Origin of the sequence: Corynebacterium sp. UBA2622 (assembly GCF_002339505.1) — a bacterium.
In the GTDB taxonomy this organism is placed as follows: domain Bacteria; phylum Actinomycetota; class Actinomycetes; order Mycobacteriales; family Mycobacteriaceae; genus Corynebacterium.
The window spans coordinates 124,723-143,244 of sequence record NZ_DDJO01000023.1 but is presented as its reverse complement, the minus strand read 5'-3'; the positions used below and the strand labels follow the sequence as shown (position 1 = coordinate 143,244).

Genomic DNA, 18,522 nt, shown 5'->3' with positions numbered 1-18,522 from the left:
AGCATTAACGCATGCTCAGGCTTTCCTTCGTCACAGGCTCCGAACCCGGCAAGTGGCTGCGGCGCTACGAGGCGGCGACCGCGCACGGGCTGCAGGCCCGGGGCAGCGACGACCCGCTGGCGGACCTCGCCGCGGGGGAGTGCGACCTCGCGCTCGCGAGGCTTCCCGACGAGCGGGTCGGGCCGGCGCACCACGTCGTGTCACTTTACGACGAAACCCCCGGCGTAGCGGTGCCCAAGGACTCCGTCTACGCGGAGGTGGGGGAGGACGTCCGTGCGGGGGATGTCGCGGGGGAGATCGTGAACTTCCGCTTCACGCCGGGAGCCTCCATCGACGAGCTTCGGGCCGCACTACAGGTCGTGGCCGCCAACGTCGGTGTGGCCTTCGCGCCCGCTCCGCTGCTGAAGGTGCTGTCGAAGAAGCAGGTGGTCACGCTCGCCCTGGTCGGTGGGGACGCACCTCGGACGAGCGTGGCGCTGGTGTGGCGCAGGGAGGCGGATTCGGACGCGATCCAGGATTTTGTGGGCGTAGCCAAGGGGCGCACCTCCAACTCTTCCCGCGGGTCCGCCGGGGAGGGGAAGACCCGCGTCGGGTCCACGGCGAAAGCCGCGCGTAAATCGGGGGCCCCGGGAAGGACGGGACAGGCGGGGAAACCCCGCCGCCCGGGCGGGAAACGTGGGAATTCTGGGAAAACCGGTTCCCGGGGTGCGGGTAGGCGTCGCTCGCGTTAACAGGCGTATCGGTTAACCTTGTTAAGAGATCCTCAAATAGAAAGGTTCCACAATGATGAAGAACACGAAGATCGTCGCGTCCGCCGCGGCCCTCGTTCTGGCCACCGGTCTGGCCGCCTGCTCCTCCGACGACTCCAAGTCCGACTCGACTTCGGAGTCCACCTCCACGGTGAAGGAGACCGCGACCGAGACCCAGACCGCCACCGAGTCCTCCGCGACCGGTTCCGCCGCCTCCGGCACCGCAGACCGCACCAACAAGACCGTGGAGGTCAAGACCGCCGACGGCGCGACCACCCTGGTTCCCCAGGGCGTCAAGGACGCAATGGACAAGTACGGCAAGGACTGGGGTGAGCCCGCCTCCGTGGAGGAGACCCCGAACGGCTGGATCGTCTCCTACGACGCGGAGCACTACGTCACCTGGAACCAGAACACCGGCGGCGCTCCGACCTGGGGTGAGATCTCCAACAACTGGCTGACCAACGTCCGCGCCGACTCCTCCCTCGGTTTCCCGACCGCCCCCGAGGAGAAGCGCGCCGACGGCAACGGCTGGACCCAGCAGTTCGAGCACGGCTCCATCGACTGGACCCACGGCCCGGACGGCGTCTTCGGCGCCACCGTCACCCCGAAGTAAGACCCGGGGACCGGTCGCCGCGCCCCCGTTGCGGGGCGTGCGCCGCAAGACGAGCCCTTCCCGGCACCCGTATAGGGTGCGGGAGGGGCTTTTCCCGTGCGCGGCGCGGTGCGGTGCGGGTTCGGCCCTGTTGCACGGGCGTGTGCTGGTGTGAAAAATGGGCCCCATGCCTGACAACGGTTACACGCTCCGCCCCATCCGCCCCGAGGACTACCCGCAGGTCCGCGACATCTACGAGATCGGACTGGATTCGGGCCACGCGACGTGGGAGACCTCCGCTCCGACATGGGAGGAGTTCTCCGAGGGCAAACTCCTGGAAACGGTCTTCGTCGCGGCGGACGCCGAAGACGAGGGGAATATTCTCGGCTGGGTTTCGGCCGCGAAGGCCTCCTCGCGCTCCGTCTTCCACGGCGTGGTGGAGGATTCGATCTACACCCACCCCGACGCGCGGGGGAGGGGGATCTCGGGGGCCCTCCTGGACCAGCTCATTGAAACGTGCATCGAGCTGGGCAAATGGTCCATCCACTCCTGGATCTTCCCCGAGAACACGGGGTCCGCGCGCCTACACCTTTCCAGGGGCTTCACAAAGGTGGGCACCTTCCATCACATGGCGAAGATGACCTACGGGGAGCTGGAGGGCGCCTGGCGGGACACCGACATCTACGAGCTGCTGCTGCCCAAGCCTGAGGACGGGGGTGGTCGCGGCTAGGGGCATGGCAAAGGGCCGGCGGGGGTTCCCGCCGGCCCTCAGGTTTTCCGTGGGTCGGGTGCCAGTGCGCGCTGCGCCTTAGCGCGGGGTGGCTACGGTGCTGCCGGAGCCGCCGGTAGCGGTCGGAACCGACGCCTCGGTATCGGGGACGTCCGCACCGACGGGCTCCGGGGCGATGTCGCCCACCGGGATGCCCGTGGCGGTGCCCGCGGCGTCGTCGGACGCGGGGTGGCCGGAGCGCTCGCCGGAGTCCTCGACCGTGTCGTTCAGCGGATCCTCCTGGACCGGCAGGAGCAGCAGCAGCGCCAGGATGGCCAGCGGGAGGACCAGCAGGAAGATCGGGGTCAGGCCGTCGTTGTAGCTGGAGAGGACCACGTCGCGCAGCGCCTCGGGCAGCTTGCCCACGGCGGCCGGGGTGAGGGACTGGCGACTGGCGCCAGAGGTGAACGCCTCCGCGTAGGGAGCACCGGCCGGGCCCATGGAGGCCAGGGCGCCGGGCAGGCGGTCGTGCAGGTTCTGCGTCATGTTGTGGATGAACAGCGAACCGATGAGCGACGCGCCCACGGCCCCGCCGATCTGGCGGAAGAAGTTGTTCGCCGCGGTGGCGGTGCCCACCATGGACAGCGGGAAGGAGTTCTGGACGATGAGCACGAGCACCTGCATGACCAGCCCGAGGCCGAAGCCGAAGATGAACATGTACAGGCCCAGGGTGGTCAGGGAGGTGGTGACCTCGAGGGTGGAGAAGAGCCACAGGCCGACCGCCGTGATGGCCATGCCGATGATCGGGAAGATCTTGTAGCGGCCGCTCTTGGAGATGATGAAACCGACGCCGACGCCGGTGCCGAGCATGCCGATCACCATGGGCAGCATCATGAGACCGGCCTGGGTCGGCGTGAGCTCGTGCACCATCTGCAGGTAGGTGGGCAGGTAGCCCAGGGTGCCCATCATGGCGATGCCGAGAACGAGACCGGCGACGGTGGTGAGCAGCATGTTGCGGTTGCGGAACAGCGTCATCGGGATGAGCGGGTTGGTGGCGCGCAGCTCCACCAGAACGAAGAGGATCCACGCCACGACGGAGGTGACGATCAACCCGATGATGGTCGGGGAGGACCAGTCGTACTGGGTGCCACCCCACGTGGTGGTGAGGATCAGGGTGGTGGTGCCCACGACCATGAACAGGGTGCCCAGCCAGTCGTACTTCAGACCGGAGGCGGAACCCGTGCGCAGCTTGAGCACGACGGCCGAGATGCCCATGGCGATCAGCGCCAGCGGGATGTTCATCCACAGGCCCCAGCGCCAGCCGGGGCCGTCGGTGAACCAGCCGCCCAGCACGGGGCCGAGCACGGAGGAGATGCCGAAGACGGCGCCCATCGCGCCCATGTACTTGCCGCGCTCGCGGGCGGGGATGACCTCGGCGATGATGGCCTGGGAGTTGACCATCATGGCACCGGCGCCGAAGCCCTGGATGGCGCGGCCGATGATGAGGACGGTCATGGTGTTGGCGAAGCCGCCCATCGTCGAACCGATGAGGAAGAAGGCGATGCCGCCGATGTAGAGCCACTTGCGGCCGAGGCCGTCGCCAAGCTTGCCGAAGACAGGCAGGGCGATGGTCATGGTGACGAGGAACGAGGAGATGACCCAGCTCATGTGGTCGACACCGCCGAGCTCGCCGACGATGGTCGGCAGCGCGGTGGAGAAGATCATCTGCCCGAGGGAGCTCATGAGCATCGTGGTCATCAGCGCGGCAAATATGAGGCCGACGTGCGGCCTCTCAGAAGTTTTTGTCTCTACCATGAGAGCTCCTTAGCTAGATCAGTGTGAAATTGTGCCGCATTCTTCAACGGCTGGACGCCCTGCGCCTCGGTGGGGGGAAATTCCGGGTTGCTCAGATACATGTTGACCGCCGCGTAGAAGAGGTCGACGAGGACGTTCACCTCGATGGCGAGGGGGGCGTCGTTAAGCTTGCGGTCGCCGGGAAAGGAATGGAAGTGCTTTTCGACGGCCTGCCCCAGCTCCGTCAGGGTCTCGCTCTTGCGCACGTAGACGGCCCCTGCGAGGGCTGGGTTCTGCGAAAGAATGGCGCGGCGTCGCATGAGACGCTCGCGGTTGTGCGCGTCCGGGACGGCCAGGATCTGGGAGAACATCAGGTCGAGGACGTTGTCGGACTGCGTTGTGGCGATGACCTCGAGCGCGTCTTCCGTGATCTCAAAGGGGTGTGCGCCGAGGACGGCCTGGTCCTTTGAATCCATGTAGTTGAAGAAGGTGCGCCGGGAGATGTCGGCCGCCTCGCAGATGTCCTCGACGGTGACGTTGGTGAAGCCCTTGGCTTCAACCAGCTTCATCGCCTCGTCGACGATGCGCCGCCGGGTGTCGCGTCGCTTCCGTTCCCGGAGCCCGCTGCATTGTTCTTTCACAGGGTGCGAGATTACACCCAGTGCAAGATTTGGTCAACGCGGTCCCGTCATTCCGGGTTGCCCAGCGAGAGCGAACCTTTGACCTCGTCGTTTCCGTCGCGGTCCTGGTGGGCCTCGACGACACCCGGCTCCCTCTGCGAGAGCGTCCAGGCGGCGTCGGTGGCGCCACAGGGCTTGTTCAGGGCGCGGGGCTGCCACTGCCCGCCGTCGGCGCGGGTGAGCAGCGCCGTGCAGCCACCGTTGAGGTAGGCGATCATCGCCGAGTCGCCGGAGACCGTGAGCACGGCATTCCACCCTGACTCGCCCGAGCGGGAGGAGGAGAAAAGCCAGCCGGAGTAGGTGCCGGGGGAGGGGGTGCCGGCGGGCCACGGGGACGCTGCGGAGGGGGCCGGCGGCTGCGCCGTGACCGTGACCACCCGGGGAATGGGGTTGCGTTCCTCGGCCGGGCGGGTCAGCGCCCAGCCCGCCGCGCCCAGGGCCGCGAGCGCGGCGACGACGAGGACAGCCAGGCCCCCGATGACCCACGGGCGGTTTGACCCGCCGTGGCGGCGGAGCTCGGAAAAGGAATCGGACACAGGTGAACCCCCAGCTAGTCGGTGCTGGGGGTTCATCTTAGCGGGCGCGCGACCCGGGTCGGACGCTAGTTGCGGTCGGTGTTGGCCATGCTGAGCACGTCGAGGCGCTTGTCCAGCTCCTCCTCGGTTAGTTTCTCGCCGTCGACGAAACCGAGGTCGATGACCGTCTGGCGGATGGTCTTCCCCTCCTTGAGGGCGGTCTTGGCCACCTTGGCGGCGTTCTCGTAGCCGATGGCGGAGTTCAGGGGGGTCACGATGGACGGGGAGGACTCCGCGAGCTCCTTCATGCGCTCGACGTTCGGCTCGATGCCGTCGACGAGCTTGGTGGCGAACTGGCGGGCCGTGTTGGCCAGCAGGCGCGAGGACTCGAGGACGTTGCGCGCCATCATCGGGATGAACACGTTGAGCTCGAACTGGCCCTGGGAGCCGCCGAAGGCCACGGCGGCGTCGTTGCCGACCACCTGCGCGGCGACCTGGGTGGCGGTCTCGCAAAGGACGGGGTTGACCTTGCCCGGCATGATGGAGGAACCCGGCTGCAGGTCGGGAAGGTGGATCTCACCGAAGCCGGCGAGCGGGCCGGAGCCCATCAGGCGGATGTCGTTGGCGATCTTGAACAGGGAGACGGCCACGCTACGCATGGCGCCGGAGAACTCCACGAGGGAATCCCGGTTGGCCTGGGCCTCGAAGTGGTTCTTCGCCTCGGAGAGCTGCTCCACACCGGTGAGCTTCTTCAGCTCCTCGGTGACCTTGCCGCCGAACTCGGCCGGGGTGTTGATGCCGGTGCCCACCGCAGTGCCGCCGATGGGCAGCTCGCCCAGGTGCTTGAGGGTTGCCTCGACGCGCTCGATGCCGAGCTCGATTTGCCGGGCGTAACCGGAGAACTCCTGGCCTAGGGTGACAGGGGTGGCGTCCATGAGGTGGGTGCGGCCGGACTTGACCACCTCGTGCCACTCCTTGGCCTTCTTGTCCAGCGACTCGTGCAGCACCTTCAGGCCGGGGATGAGGTCGGTGACCGCGGCCTCCGTGGCGGCCACGTGGGTGGCAGTGGGGAAGGTGTCGTTGGAGGACTGGCCCATGTTGACGTCGTCGTTGGGGTGCACCTCGACACCGTTGGCCTTCGCGATGGACGCGATGACCTCGTTGGTGTTCATGTTGGAGGAGGTGCCGGAGCCGGTCTGGAAGACGTCGATGGGGAACTGGTCGTCGTGCTGGCCGTCGGCGATCTCCTTCGCGGCGGCAATGATCGCGTCGGCCTTTTCGGCGTCGAGCTTCCCCAGGTCCTTGTTCACCTGGGCGCAGGCAGCCTTGAGCAGGCCGAGAGCGCGGATCTGCTGGCTTTCCAGAGGGCGGAAGGAGATGGGGAAGTTCTCCACCGCGCGCTGGGTCTGGGCGCGCCACAGGGCGTCGACGGGGACCTTGACCTCGCCCATCGTGTCGTGCTCGATGCGGTATTCCTGATCAGCCATGAAATTCCATCCTTTTGTCTGCTGCGGGGTTTCGTTGAACGATTATGCCCCGTTCCCACGTGGGTGGTCGGGGCATTGCGGTTTTCACCGTTCCGGGCACGGGGACATCCGTGCGGCCCGGATGCGGGTTGGCGCCGGTTCCTAACGGGTTTCCAGCCGACGCCCAACCGGTTCTCAGTCGGTCGGGTCGGAGTAGTCCACCACGGAATACTCCTGCAGCTTTGCCAGCTGGTGGATCGACTCGACGTAGCGGACCGTGCCGGAGCGGGCGCGCATGACCAGGGAGCGGGTGGTGGCGCCGTTCTTGCGGTAGGAGACGCCGCGCAGCATGTCACCGTTGGTCACACCGGTGGCGGCGAAGTAGCAGTTGTCGGAGGAGACGAGGTCGTTGATGCCCAGCACCAGGTCGAGGTCGTGGCCGGCCGCGAGGACGTGCTCGCGCTCCTCGTCGGACTGGGGGGCAAGCTGGCCCTGGATCTCGCCGCCCAGGCACTTCATGGCGCATGCGGTGATGACACCCTCGGGGGTTCCGCCGATGCCCATCGCGATGTCGATGGAGCTGGTGTCCTGCGCGGCGGCAATGGCACCGGCGACATCGCCGTCGGTGATGTAGCGGACCTTTGCGCCGGCCTCGCGGATCTCCTTGACTAGGCCGTCGTGGCGCGGGCGGTCGAGCACCACAACGGTGACGTCGGCCGGCTTGATGCCCTTGGCCTTCGCCACGGACTTGATGTTCGACTCGACGGACGCGGTGATATCGATGGCGCCGGCGGCCTCGGGGCCGACGGCGATCTTGTTCATGTAGAAGGCGTCCTTGGGGTTGAACATGGTTCCGCGGTCGGCGGCGGCGATGACGGAGATCGCGTTCGGGCGGCCCTCGGCCATGAGGCGCGTGCCATCGACGGGGTCCACGGCGATATCCACCTGGGCGCCGGAGCCGTTGCCCACGTTCTCGCCGTTGTAGAGCATCGGGGCCTCGTCCTTCTCGCCCTCGCCGATGACGATCACGCCGTCCATGCTGACGGAGTTGATCATCTTGCGCATCGCGTCGACGGCGGCGCCGTCACCCTCGTTCTTCATGCCGCGGCCAACCCAGCGGCCGGAGGCGAGCGCCGCCGCCTCGGTGACGCGCACGAGTTCCAGTGCGAGGTTACGATCCGGGTACTCCGTAGACAGTTCCGTCATCGAAGGCAGCCTCCTGAGCTGTTGAAAGTATGTCGTGGGCATGCCGGTGGCATACCTGTGGTTCGTTATGTGTCCGCTCGCGCGGCACGGGGGTGCATTCGGGCAACCCGCTGTCTCCATTCTTCCACTTCGGGGTCTGCCCACCCCGGTACCCCACACACTTACGGGGGTGAAACCATCCGCCCCGGGCATCCGCGCGGTTGAGGGCCGGCCCGCCCGTCCCGCCGAATTCGGGGGCGGGTTGGCTCCGTGACATACTGGTGCGCGTGGCAGGCGACGAGAAACCCCGCATTTTCCAGGACGGCCGGGACATGATGCTCAACGTGGCGATCATCATCGTCACCATGCTCGTGGTGGTCGGCTTCACCGGGCTGTGCTCGTTCAGCCCGGGCAAGCCCGAGAAGGGGCCGGTCCAGGAGGTCGACGCCAAGGCCTTCCTCGACCTCGAGGCCCGCGCCGTCTCCTTCCCCGTGCGCTACCCGCAGATGCCGGAGGGCTGGACCACCAACTCCGCGCGCCGCTCGATGATCGACAACACCCCCGCCCCCGTGGTGGGGTGGGTCACGCCGGACCAGGGCTACATCCAGCTCACCCAGACCGGGGCACCGCTTGACGACGCCGTTCGCGGCCTCGACTCCCACCAGCGTTCCTTCACCCGCTCAGAGGATGTGAAGGGCACCGAGGCTGAGGCTAAGGTGTTCCACTCCGACGACAAGGACGTGCGCGACGTGTGGGCCGTCGACGCGGGCGACGCTCGCCTGCTGGTCACCGGCGCCGGCACCGACGACGAGCACCGCGACGTGATCGAGGCGGCCCTGGCCACCCCGCCGATCAGCCCGCGGTAGCGGGGGTCAGCTCTCGCCGTCAGTCGCATCCCCCGCGTCGTTGCCGTCCCCGGTGTTGCCGATTGCCGCCTCGACGCGCTGCGTGGCGCCGTCGAGAAGCACCTCGCACCGCTTTGCCAGCGCCTCGCCCCGTTCCCAGTACTGCAGGGACTCGTCCAGGCTCATCTGGCCGAGCTCGAGGATCTTCACTGTTTCGACGAGCTCCTCGCGGGCCTGCTCGTAGGTGAGTGACTCGGGATCGGGGAGGGCGTCCTGCCCGCCGCGGCCGCTTCCAAAGGTGTTCTCCGTCATTGTCTACTCCTCGGGTGTGGGTGTCTTTGGGGGTCAATCTGCCTTGGTGGTTCCCATGGCGGCGGCGGTGATCGAGCCGTCGCCGACGCGGATGCGCAGCTGCGAGCCGGGTGGCGACTGCCCGATGCCCGTGACCACCTCGGGGCCGCTCCCGTCGCGGGGGATCACCTGGACCACCGCGTAACCGCGGGCGAGGGTCGCCGATGGGCCGAGAGCCGAGACCTGGGCGCGCAGGCTGCGCACGGCGGAGCTCTCCGCGGCGAGCATGTAGGTGATGTCGCGCCGGATCAGGGACCGGGCGCGCTCGACCTCCTCGCGGCGGCGGGTGATGGGCGTGAGCGGGTTCGCCAGAACGGGGCGGGAGCGCAGCGAGTCGATGCCCGCGCGCTCGCGGCGCACCCACCCGCGCAGGGCCGCGTTCATTCGGGCGCGCTGGTCGGCGACCAGCGCATGCTCCTGGGCAACCTCGGGCACGACGCGCTTCGCGGCGTCGGTGGGGGTGGCGGCGCGCACGTCCGCGACGTTGTCCAGCACCGGGTTGTCGGGCTCGTGGCCGATGGCGGAGACTACCGGGGTTCCCGCCGTGGCGACGGCGCGCTGCAGCGCCTCCTCGGAGAACGGCAGGAGGTCCTCCACGGAACCTCCGCCCCGGGCGATGATGATGACGTCGATGAGCGGGTCGCGGTCGAGCTCCTCGAGCGCGGCGACGACCTCGGGTACCGCGTTGGCGCCCTGCACCGCGGTGTTGCGCACGGTGAACTGCACGGCGGGCCAGCGCAGCTGCGCGACCGAAAGCACGTCGCGCTCGGCGGCGGATCCCTTCCCGGTGATCAGCCCGACGCGGCGGGGGAGGAAGGGCAGCGGCTTCTTCCGGGCCGGGTCGAAGAGCCCCTCGCCGGCGAGCTGGGCGCGGAGGCGCTCGATGCGCGCGAGGAGTTCGCCCTCCCCGACGTGGCGGATCTCGGTGACCCACATGGAGAACGAGCCGCGCCCCGCGTAGAAGGCGGGCTTGCCGTGGATGACCACGTGGTCCCCGTCCTTCAGGGGCGCGGGCATGGAGCGCAGGAGCTGGGTGCTGGCCGTGAGCTGGACGCTGACCTGTTCCTGGGTGTCGCGCAACGTGAGGTAGGACAGCTTCCACGTCGGCTTCATGTTGACCTGGGTCAGCTGGCCCTCGACCCAGAGCCAGCCGAGTTTCTCGATCCAGTTCTTCACCGACTGGTTCAGCTTGGACACGGCCCACGGGTTTTCCGGGGTGCTGGCCGGGGATGTGCTCGGCGATGAGGTCACGGCGGTCGCGCGCCCCTTTCATGGTCGGTGGGTTGCCGGGTGGCCGGGTCCGCGGGCGGGGCGCGTCGGGCGTGTCGGCGCCGCCCCTCCTGCGAAAACACCCAGCATAGTGCTGCCTGTTGTTTTAGACAGCGATTCGATACCCTGGGTTCCATGACAGATCAGGGTAAGAAGGTTCTTCTCGCTGCTCCGCGAGGGTATTGCGCTGGCGTGGACCGCGCGGTGGAGACCGTGGAGAAGGCGCTGGAGAAGTACGGTGCCCCCGTGTACGTGCGCAAGGAGATCGTGCACAACAAGTACGTGGTGGAGACCCTGAAGGATCGCGGCGTCATCTTCGTCGAGGAGACGGATGAGGTTCCCGAGGGGGGCCACCTCGTCTTCTCCGCGCACGGGATCTCACCGGCGGTGCGTGACTCCGCCGCCAGCCGCAACCTGCTTGCGCTCGATGCGACCTGCCCACTGGTGACCAAAGTGCACAACGAGGCCAAGCGCTTCGCCCGCGACGGCTACCAGATTCTCCTCGTGGGCCACGAGGGCCACGAGGAGGTCGAGGGCACCGCCGGGGAGGCGCCCGAGGTGACCTACCTCGTTGACGGGCTCGACGGTGTTGATCGCCTGCCCGATTTCCCGGACGACCAGAAGCTGGTGTGGCTCTCGCAGACCACGCTCTCGGTGGACGAGACGATGGAGATCGTCAACAAGCTCCACGAGCGCTACCCGAACCTGCAGAATCCCCCGAGCGACGACATCTGCTACGCCACCCAGAACCGTCAGGTGGCCGTCAAGGCCATCGCGCCGCGGGTCGATCTGATGATCGTGGTGGGTTCCCAGAACTCCTCCAACTCCAAGCGCCTCGTCGAGGTTGCCCTGGAGGCCGGAGCGAAGGACTCCCACCTCATCGATTACGCCCACCAGATCGACGACGCGTGGCTGGCCGGCGTGGAAACCGTGGGCATCACCTCGGGCGCGTCCGTGCCCGAAATCCTCGTGCGCGAGGTGGTCGACCACCTCGCCGAGCGCGGCTACACGGACGTGGAGGAGGTCACCACGACCACCGAGACGATCACTTTTGCGCTGCCGCGCGCGCTGCGGCCCGCGCGCACGTAAGAGCCGGATAGAAACAGGGACTGTGCGACGAAGGCCGGGCAGCGCATCACGCGCCGCCCGGCCTTGACCGTGCCGGAATCAGCCGCCGTAGAGGTCGTCGTTGAGGGGGCGCCGCACCCTGCTGCTCCCGCGGCGGGGTGTCTCGCCGGAACCGCGCGACGAGGCATGGGTGCCCCGCGCCGACGGCTGGGCGCCGCTGGCGCGGGGATTGATGCGCTCGGTGCGGGAGGCGCGCTCCACCCGCTCCGGGCGGGTTGTACCCCCGATCCTCTGGGCCGGTCGCATGCGGGTGGAGGGGGCGGGCTGGTTGCGCCGCTGCATGAGCTCCTCGACGGTGACCGCGTTTGTGCGCTCCCGGGCGCGGCGGCTCTGCTTGCTGGTGCGGCGGTTGCTCTCGGCGGCACGGGTCCGCTCGCGCACGTCGTTCCTTGTCAGGCGCGCGTTCTGCCTCCTGATCAGGGCCAGGCGCAACAGCGCGATGACGATCGATCCGACGGTGACCGCGGCCAGCGCCGGAAAGAATTCGATGGCTGGGTAGGCGATGGCCAGGATCGAGGTCTTGGACAGGCCCGCGCCGTCGGGGCGGCTGTTGCCCCGCGCGATTGCCCACCCGGCCCCGATGAGGGCGATGAAGAAGAGGATGGGGGAGCTGGCCACGGTGAGGAAGAGGCCCTTGGGGTTCATCAGGGCCGTCACCAGAATGACCGAGGCGGCGAAGAAGGTGAGGTAGGGCCACCCGATCTGCTCGGTGTAGACGGACACGAGCGCCCCGGTGAACAGCGCGGCGGCGATGATGGCTATGCCGGATCCGGTCGGCAGCCCGACAAACGTCGCTCGGTGAGCGTTGGATTTCCGGGAGGGCAGGTGCGACACGGTGGTTGAGTCTACCTATTCCGGATGACGGAAAGGTGCACTACCTGCTTTCAGTGGGCGGGCGCGTCGCCCCCGGCAGCGCGTCAGGCGCCCCCGCCTCCTCGGCGGCGTGCCGCGGGGAGGCCGAGATCTGGCTGAGGGGGGCGACCCGGCCGCGCGTGGTGCGGGACGGCACGCCCATCTCGTCGAGTTTGCGCGCGGTGACCATGACGCGGGTGTCCATGGAGGCAAGCGTGGAATTGAACGCGTCGACCGCTTTCTCCAGCGACTGTCCTACCCGGTTGTAGTGCTCGCCCATCGTGCCCAGGCGCTGGTAGAGCTCCGCGCCGAGGCGCTGGATCTCCTTGGCCTTGTCGTTCATCGCCTCGTGGCGCCACCCGAGCGCGACCGTGCGCAGGAGTGCGAAGAGCGTGGTGGGGGTGGCGATGACGATGTCGCGGGCGAAGGCGTAGTCCAGCAGCTCGGGGTCGATGGCCAGGCCGGCATCGAGGAAGGGGTCGGCCGGGACGAACATGACGACGAACTCGGGCGTGGGCTGAAAGGCCTCGATGTAGGGCTTCGCGGAGAGGGTGTCCACGTGCTGGCGCAACAGGTGGGCGTGGCGGCGCAGGTACCCCTGTTTTTCCTCCGGGTCGTCCGTGTTCAGCGCGTCGAGGTAGGAGGCGAAGGGGACCTTGGCGTCGACGACGATGGAGCGCCCCTCGGAGAGGCGGATGACCATGTCGGGGCGGACCCGGGTGCCGTCGACAAGCGTGCTGCTCTGGGTGTCGAAGTCGCAGTGCTCGACCATCCCGCCGAGCTCAACCACGCGCTGGAGCTGCATTTCACCCCAGCGGCCGCGGGTCTGCGGGGAGCGCAGGGCGGAGATGAGCTGGTCGGTGCGGTCGGTCAGGCGGGTGGAGGTGCGGGTGATCGCCTGGACCTGGCTGGCGAGGGCGGAGTAGGCCACCGCCCGGTCCTCGTCCATGTCGTCGAGCTGGCCGGCGAGGCGTTCCAGGGCGCGGGTGACGGGGGTCATGTCCGCGGGCGCGGGCTGCGGGGGAGGCGGTGTCTGACCGCGGCGCGCCGCGTAGCCCGCGAGAGCTCCGAGCGCGAGGCCGAGGATGAAGACGGTGAGCGTGGCAGCGGTGGACATGGGTGGCAGTGTGCCACACGCGCCCGACACTACCCGGTGGAGTCGCCCTTCCTGTCGAACATACGTGCGACCCGCGACGCCTCGGCCAGTTTGCGCAGCCGCTGCCCCTCCCGGAACCGGCGCCACCGGCGGCTCATGGCGGGGGACTGCTGGCCGCGGGATTCGTCCGCGGTGACCGGGGCGGGCGCCCAGTCGCGATCGCCGCGCCATTCCCTGCGCTCGTATACGGATTCGCGCTCCTCCAGCTCGGCGATCGCCCTGCCCTCCGGGGTGGTGAAGGTGAGCTCGGCGGCGGTCTTCTCGCCGGAGTGGATCTTCACCATGTCGAGGAGGTAGCGGTAGGTCACGGCGACCATCGCCGCCACGGGGACGGCGAGGAACGCGCCGACGAGCCCGAACAGCCCGCCGCCGACCGTGACGGAAACCAGCACGACAACCGGGTGGAGATCCATCGCCCGGGACTGGAGGATCGGAGACAGTACGTTGCCCTCGAGCTGCTGCACCGCGAGCACGATTCCGAGGACGATGAGGGCCTTGGTGAAACCGAGCGAGACCAGCGCCACCAGGACGGCGAGGGCCCCGGCGACGACGGCGCCGACGATCGGGATGAACCCCGCGAAGAAGGTGATCACCGCGAGCGTGAAGGCCATCGGCACGCCCACGAGGTAGATGCCGAGGCCGATGAAGAGGGCGTCGACGAGCGAGACCAGCGCCTGGGCGCGGATGAAGCCCGAGAGGGTGTTCCACGCGCGGGTGAGCAGCTCGGTGGCGTGGAGGCCCGTTCGCCCACCCGAGGCGGAGCGCAGCCAGGGGAGGAAGCGGTGGCCGTCCTTGAGGAAGAAGAAGGTGAGCACGAGCACCACCGTGAGGGTCACGGCCAGTCCCGCCGCCGTGCCGATGCCCGCGAACACCCCACCCGCGATGGCGCCCGCCTGGTTCTGAAGCCACTGCGCGATCTCGTTGACGGCGTCGTTGAGGTCGTCGGGGTTGACGTTCAGGGGCGGGCCCTGCAGCCACAGCTGGAGGCGCTGGATGCCCTCGAGCGCCTGCAGGTAGAGGATCTGCGAGTGGGCGGTGATGTCCGGGGCGATGAGCGTGCCCACGAAACCGCCGATGCCGAAGAAGGAGAGGAGGGAGAACAGGGCCGCGAAACCGGACGGGATGCCGCTGCGGCGCAGGAAACCGGCTATTGGTGCGAGGACCGTGCACACGATGAGCGCCAGGACCATAGGTAGGATGCCGCCCCAGAACGCGCCGATGATTTTGCTCAGCGCGAAGAGGAACACCGCGATGACCAGCACGCGCAGCGCGAACATGGCGGCGGACTTGAGCCACGTGTTGAGCACGACCCCGCGGTCCACCCGGTCGCCCGGCGGGCGCACCGTGGCGGCCGCGTCGGGCCCGGGTTGGGCGGCCGGGTCGTTTCCGGCGGGGCTGGCGGGGCTGTCGGGGGCGGTGGGGGAGCTCACCCGCACCATCTTGCCCGATGGACGCGGGCTTTGCGACGCCACACGCGCCCCCCGATTGGCGTGTCCGGCAGGTGGGATAGGATTGCGCCCGTGAGCCTTACTCTTGGAATTGTCGGTCTGCCCAACGTGGGTAAATCCACCCTCTTCAACGCGCTGACGCGCAACGACGTCCTCGCGGCGAACTACCCGTTTGCCACCATCGAGCCCAACGTCGGCCTGGTGGAGCTGCCCGACCCACGCCTGGGGCGCCTCGCGGAAATCTTCAAGTCCGAGCGTATCCTGCCGGCGACGGTGTCCTTCGTGGACATCGCCGGCATCGTCAAGGGCGCCTCCGAGGGCGAGGGCATGGGCAACGCCTTCCTGGCCAACATCCGCGAGGCGGACGCGATCTGCCAGGTGGTGCGCGCCTTCTCCGACGACAACGTCATCCACGTCGAAGGCAAGGTCGACCCGGCCACCGACATCTCCGTGATCAACACCGAGCTCATCCTCGCCGACCTGCAGACGATTGAGAAGGCCCTACCGCGTCTGGAGAAGGAGGCGCGCAAGGACAAGGACGTCGCCGCCACCGTCGCCGAGGTGAAGAAAGCCCAGGAGGTGCTCGAGGACGACCGCACCCTCTTCGCGGCCAGCCGCGCCGGCGAAATCGATCTCGCACCGCTGCGGGAGCTGCACCTGATGACGGCCAAGCCCTTCCTCTACGTGTTCAACTCCGACGAGGCCGTCCTGACCGACGACGCCAAGAAGGACGAGCTGCGCGCACTCGTCGCCCCGGCCGAGGCCGTATTCCTCGACGCGCAAAGCGAGACCGAGCTGCTCGAGCTGGACGAGGAGGATGCCGCTGAGCTTCTCGCGGCCGTGGGCCAGGACGAGCCCGGGCTGCAGACGCTGGCAAAGGCAGGCTTCGAGACCCTCGGGCTGAAGACCTACCTCACCGCGGGGCCGAAGGAATCCCGCGCCTGGACCATCCACCAGGGCGACACCGCGCCCAAGGCTGCCGGCGTGATCCACTCCGATTTTGAGAAGGGCTTCATCAAGGCGGAGATCGTCGCCTTCGAGGACCTCGACGAGCTCGGTTCCATGGCCGAGGCCCGCGCCCACGGCAAGGTGCGCCAGGAGGGCAAGGACTACGTCATGGCCGACGGCGACGTGGTGGAGTTCAAGTTCAACGTCTAGGGTGCGGTTTCCCTGCGCGCCCACCGGAAACGCTGGATAGGATCGGGTCTCATGCGAGTGATTCCCTACCTCGCCTTTCACTGCAACGCCCGCGAGGCCTTTTAGTTCTACCAGTCAGTGTTCGGCGGTCACCTCGACATCACGACGTACGGTGAGCGGATCGATTCCGGTGCGCCGTTCCCGTTCGACCCGCCCCGCGAGACGGTGGCCCACGCCACCCTCACCCGCGCTTTCACCTTTGGCGGGGGAGACAACCTCGGGGGGAAGTCTCCGCGGCTCACCCGCGGGGATCTCGGGTTCATGGTGGAGGCAGACTCCGTCGACCAGGGCCGCGAACTTATCGACGCCCTCGCGGCCGACGGGGGAGAAATTTCCATGCCATTCGAGAAGGCACCGTGGGGGGACCACTTCGGCATGGTGACGGACAAGTTTGGTCTAGCCTTCAACATCGCGGTTTCGGCCTAGCGGCGGGAGGCGCCGCACCCCGACTCCGCGGGCGTCGCCGAGCCCCCGGACTCCCGGGAAAGCACGCCCCCCGCAAAGGCGGCGGCAATGGACTGGGCCCGCCCGACCGCGATCGCCGTGGTCGGCCTGGTCTGCCCGGCCGCCCACCCGCGGTAGGCATCCACGGAAGGGAAGAGGTTGGCGAAGGGGCAGAACGCCTCCGTGAAGTGAGCGCCTCGTGCGTCGCGGGGTAGGGGGAAGGACACAACGTAGTCGGGATCGGCGTGAACCGACCCACCGGAGACCGCGGCGGTCAGCGGTGCCGCGGAGGTGGGTGGGCGGCTCTCGACGCGGAGATCGCACCGGAAAAGACCCGCCAGAATGAAGGCATCGAGGACACACCAGGTGTACACCCGGGCCCCGGTCGACAGCGTCGCGCGGTGGGGCGTCGGGGTCAGCGAAATGAGCCGCAGCGCAAGTTCGTGGGGGCCGTGGCCCACATGGTCCGCCAGGAGGGCGTGGAGGTCCTCGGCGGTGGGGGAGTATGTATCGACGGAAAGCACGCACCCACCCTAGCAATAATGAAAAGCATTACCAATAGCGGTGGCCGGGCCTAAGACGCGACATCCCCTGCGCACCTGGCGCAGGGGATGGGGGTTCGGGGATCTCGCTTGCACCGCGACCTGTAAAAATTTAGTGCTCGTCGGCGGTGTGGGAGTTCGTCAGCGTCGACGCTCCGTAGCCCACAACCACTCCGATGATGACCGCGAGCACCCCGTAGATCACGCGCTCGCCGTCGAAGAAGCTGGCCTGCAGGGCGGGCTCCCAGGCGTCGGCGGGGAGCGCCTTGGTCACCAGGGCGGCGATCATGGTGCCCACGAGGGCGACACCGAGGGAGCTGCCGACCTCCTGGACCACGTCGTTGAGCGCGGTGCCCAGGCTGGTCTGCTCCTCGGGGACGGATTCGATGAGCGCGATGGCGCAAACCGTCATGATGATGCGCAGGCCGACGGTCATGATCACGATGCCGGGCACGAGCGGCCAGTAGCCGTGGGGTGCGGCCCAGGCGAGCTCCACCAGGCCGACGGTGAGCAGCGCAGCCGCGATCATGCAGGTGACGCGGTGGCCGTAGCGGATGGTGAGCTTCTCGGAGACGGGCGTGGCCACGAGCATGGTGAGGAAGAACGGCAGGTTGCCCAGGCCGGCCTGGAGCGGGGTCCAGCCCATGGCGAACTGCAGGTGCATGGAGAGCAGGAACATCGACGCGATCATGGCGACGGAGGAGCCCGCCTGGGCGAGCGCCGAGCCGCTGACGGTGCGGTTGGCCATGATGTGCAGGTCGATCATCGGGTGCTTCGCGGTGGCCTCGCGCCAGACGAAGGCGGCCAGGGACGCGACGGCGGCGAGCGCGCAGGCGAGGGTGATGCCGGAGGTCCAGCCGTGCTCGACACCGGCGGTCATGGTGTAGCAGAGCATGCCGATGCCGAGCATGGTCAGGGCGACGGCAGGCAGGTCGAGGGGCTCCGGGCGCAGGTCCTCGGGGCGGTCCCTGTCGATGCCCATGAGCACGCCGAGGGTGGCGATCAGCGCGACGGGGGTGTTGACGAAGAGCAGCCAGTGCCAGCTCACGTGGGTCAGCGCCGCGCCGGCGAGCAGCGGGCCGAGGGCCATGGAGCTCATGCCCACGACGATCATCACGTTAATCGCCCGCATGCGGACGACGTCGTCGTCAAATAGCCGGAAGACGAGGCTCATCGTCACCGGCGCCATGCCGGCGGCCGCGACACCGAGCAGGGCGCGCATCGCGATGAGCTCACCGGGGGTGTGCACGAACCAGACGAGGGCGGAGATGGCGCCGAAGAGGAACAGCGCGCCGATGAGGAGGCGGCGGCGTCCGAAGCGGTCCGCGGCGGAGCCGGTGGCGAGCAGGAGGGAGCCGAAGACGAGGGAGTAAGCGCCGGTGATCCACTGCATCTGGGTGGTGCCTGCACCCAGGTCGCGCGCCATGGACGGCAGGGCGAGGTTCATGATGGTGTTGTCCACCATCTCGACGAAGAAGGCGAGGGCGAGTGCCGTGAGCGGCACCCAGGCGTCGCGAAGCCGCTGCGGGCCGGCCGCCTGTTCTGTGGGGGCTGTGGTGGTAGTCATTGTGGGTCCTTTCTCGAACCGTGTTCTATCGAA

At 68.2% G+C, this 18,522-nt stretch carries 19 protein-coding genes; 7 read left to right on the top strand and 12 right to left on the bottom strand.

Annotation, left to right across the window (positions count from 1 at the left end):
- Nucleotides 1-11 precede the first annotated feature (11 nt).
- From B3611_RS09680 to B3611_RS09670, 3 genes are all read left to right on the top strand, one after another.
- Nucleotides 12-731: a LysR family transcriptional regulator substrate-binding protein gene (locus B3611_RS09680; protein WP_291314868.1), complete on the top strand. Its 720-nt coding sequence runs from the start codon at nt 12-14 to the stop codon at nt 729-731.
- A gap of 52 nt (nt 732-783) precedes the next feature.
- Nucleotides 784-1,362 carry an LGFP repeat-containing protein gene (locus B3611_RS09675; protein WP_291314867.1) on the top strand — a complete coding sequence of 193 codons (579 nt, stop codon included), beginning with the start codon at nt 784-786 and terminating at the stop codon, nt 1,360-1,362.
- A 166-nt stretch (nt 1,363-1,528) separates the two neighbouring features.
- Nucleotides 1,529-2,071, top strand: coding sequence for a GNAT family N-acetyltransferase (locus B3611_RS09670; protein WP_291314866.1), 543 nt, complete (start codon nt 1,529-1,531; stop codon nt 2,069-2,071).
- A gap of 78 nt (nt 2,072-2,149) precedes the next feature.
- Here the strand turns inward: B3611_RS09670 and B3611_RS09665 are convergent, their stop codons facing one another.
- The 5 genes from B3611_RS09665 to glpX all read right to left on the bottom strand — a co-directional run bounded on the left by B3611_RS09665 (nt 2,150) and on the right by glpX (nt 7,711).
- On the bottom strand, nt 2,150-3,865 hold the full coding sequence (locus B3611_RS09665) for an MDR family MFS transporter (RefSeq protein WP_291314865.1): 1,716 nt from the start codon (nt 3,863-3,865) through the stop codon (nt 2,150-2,152).
- On the bottom strand, nt 3,859-4,485 hold the full coding sequence (locus tag B3611_RS09660) for a TetR/AcrR family transcriptional regulator (protein ID WP_291314864.1): 627 nt from the start codon (nt 4,483-4,485) through the stop codon (nt 3,859-3,861). The genes B3611_RS09665 and B3611_RS09660 overlap by 7 nt, the downstream gene beginning before the upstream one ends.
- Nucleotides 4,486-4,532: 47 nt before the next feature.
- Nucleotides 4,533-5,060 (bottom strand): hypothetical protein, encoded by a 528-nt coding sequence (locus B3611_RS09655; RefSeq protein WP_291314863.1) that lies wholly within the window; start codon nt 5,058-5,060, stop codon nt 4,533-4,535.
- A 65-nt stretch (nt 5,061-5,125) separates the two neighbouring features.
- Entirely contained in the window at nt 5,126-6,526 is a 1,401-nt protein-coding gene (locus B3611_RS09650; RefSeq protein WP_291314862.1) for a class II fumarate hydratase, read from the bottom strand.
- A 174-nt stretch (nt 6,527-6,700) separates the two neighbouring features.
- Complete coding sequence (gene glpX, locus B3611_RS09645; protein ID WP_291314861.1) at nt 6,701-7,711, bottom strand: class II fructose-bisphosphatase; 1,011 nt, start codon at nt 7,709-7,711, stop codon at nt 6,701-6,703.
- 266 nt (nt 7,712-7,977) lie between these two features.
- Between glpX and B3611_RS09640 the strand changes: the two genes are divergently transcribed.
- A complete protein-coding gene (locus tag B3611_RS09640; RefSeq protein ID WP_291314860.1) occupies nt 7,978-8,556 on the top strand; it encodes a DUF4245 domain-containing protein in 579 nt (192 codons plus the stop codon).
- A 6-nt stretch (nt 8,557-8,562) separates the two neighbouring features.
- Here the strand turns inward: B3611_RS09640 and B3611_RS09635 are convergent, their stop codons facing one another.
- Both B3611_RS09635 and xseA read right to left on the bottom strand, forming a co-directional pair.
- Nucleotides 8,563-8,847 (bottom strand): exodeoxyribonuclease VII small subunit, encoded by a 285-nt coding sequence (locus B3611_RS09635; RefSeq protein WP_291314859.1) that lies wholly within the window; start codon nt 8,845-8,847, stop codon nt 8,563-8,565.
- Between the two features lie 33 nt (nt 8,848-8,880).
- Nucleotides 8,881-10,137 (bottom strand): exodeoxyribonuclease VII large subunit, encoded by a 1,257-nt coding sequence (gene xseA / locus B3611_RS09630; RefSeq protein ID WP_291314858.1) that lies wholly within the window; start codon nt 10,135-10,137, stop codon nt 8,881-8,883.
- A gap of 153 nt (nt 10,138-10,290) precedes the next feature.
- On the opposite strand from xseA, the gene B3611_RS09625 reads away from it, so the two are divergent.
- Nucleotides 10,291-11,244, top strand: a complete 954-nt coding sequence (locus tag B3611_RS09625) for a 4-hydroxy-3-methylbut-2-enyl diphosphate reductase (protein ID WP_291314857.1) — start codon at nt 10,291-10,293, stop codon at nt 11,242-11,244.
- Nucleotides 11,245-11,322: 78 nt separating this feature from the next.
- Here B3611_RS09625 and B3611_RS09620 read toward each other — a convergent pair whose 3' ends face one another.
- Genes B3611_RS09620 through B3611_RS09610 form a run of 3 tightly spaced genes read right to left on the bottom strand, consistent with a single transcriptional unit; the run spans nt 11,323 to nt 14,721 of the window.
- On the bottom strand, nt 11,323-12,117 hold the full coding sequence (locus tag B3611_RS09620; protein ID WP_291314856.1) for a DUF6542 domain-containing protein: 795 nt from the start codon (nt 12,115-12,117) through the stop codon (nt 11,323-11,325).
- Nucleotides 12,118-12,157: 40 nt separating this feature from the next.
- Nucleotides 12,158-13,252 carry a DNA recombination protein RmuC gene (locus B3611_RS09615; RefSeq protein ID WP_291314855.1) on the bottom strand — a complete coding sequence of 365 codons (1,095 nt, stop codon included), beginning with the start codon at nt 13,250-13,252 and terminating at the stop codon, nt 12,158-12,160.
- A gap of 29 nt (nt 13,253-13,281) precedes the next feature.
- On the bottom strand, nt 13,282-14,721 hold the full coding sequence (locus B3611_RS09610) for an AI-2E family transporter (protein ID WP_414646330.1): 1,440 nt from the start codon (nt 14,719-14,721) through the stop codon (nt 13,282-13,284).
- A 90-nt stretch (nt 14,722-14,811) separates the two neighbouring features.
- On the opposite strand from B3611_RS09610, the gene ychF reads away from it, so the two are divergent.
- Nucleotides 14,812-15,897 carry a redox-regulated ATPase YchF gene (ychF, locus tag B3611_RS09605; protein WP_291314853.1) on the top strand — a complete coding sequence of 362 codons (1,086 nt, stop codon included), beginning with the start codon at nt 14,812-14,814 and terminating at the stop codon, nt 15,895-15,897.
- A 117-nt stretch (nt 15,898-16,014) separates the two neighbouring features.
- Nucleotides 16,015-16,362, top strand: coding sequence for a VOC family protein (locus B3611_RS09600; RefSeq protein ID WP_291314852.1), 348 nt, complete (start codon nt 16,015-16,017; stop codon nt 16,360-16,362).
- Here B3611_RS09600 and merB read toward each other — a convergent pair.
- Nucleotides 16,359-16,904, bottom strand: a complete 546-nt coding sequence (gene merB / locus B3611_RS09595) for an organomercurial lyase (RefSeq protein WP_291314851.1) — start codon at nt 16,902-16,904, stop codon at nt 16,359-16,361. The genes B3611_RS09600 and merB overlap by 4 nt on opposite strands.
- A gap of 130 nt (nt 16,905-17,034) precedes the next feature.
- Nucleotides 17,035-18,489 (bottom strand): MFS transporter, encoded by a 1,455-nt coding sequence (locus tag B3611_RS09590; protein WP_291314850.1) that lies wholly within the window; start codon nt 18,487-18,489, stop codon nt 17,035-17,037.
- Nucleotides 18,490-18,522: the final 33 nt, after the last annotated feature.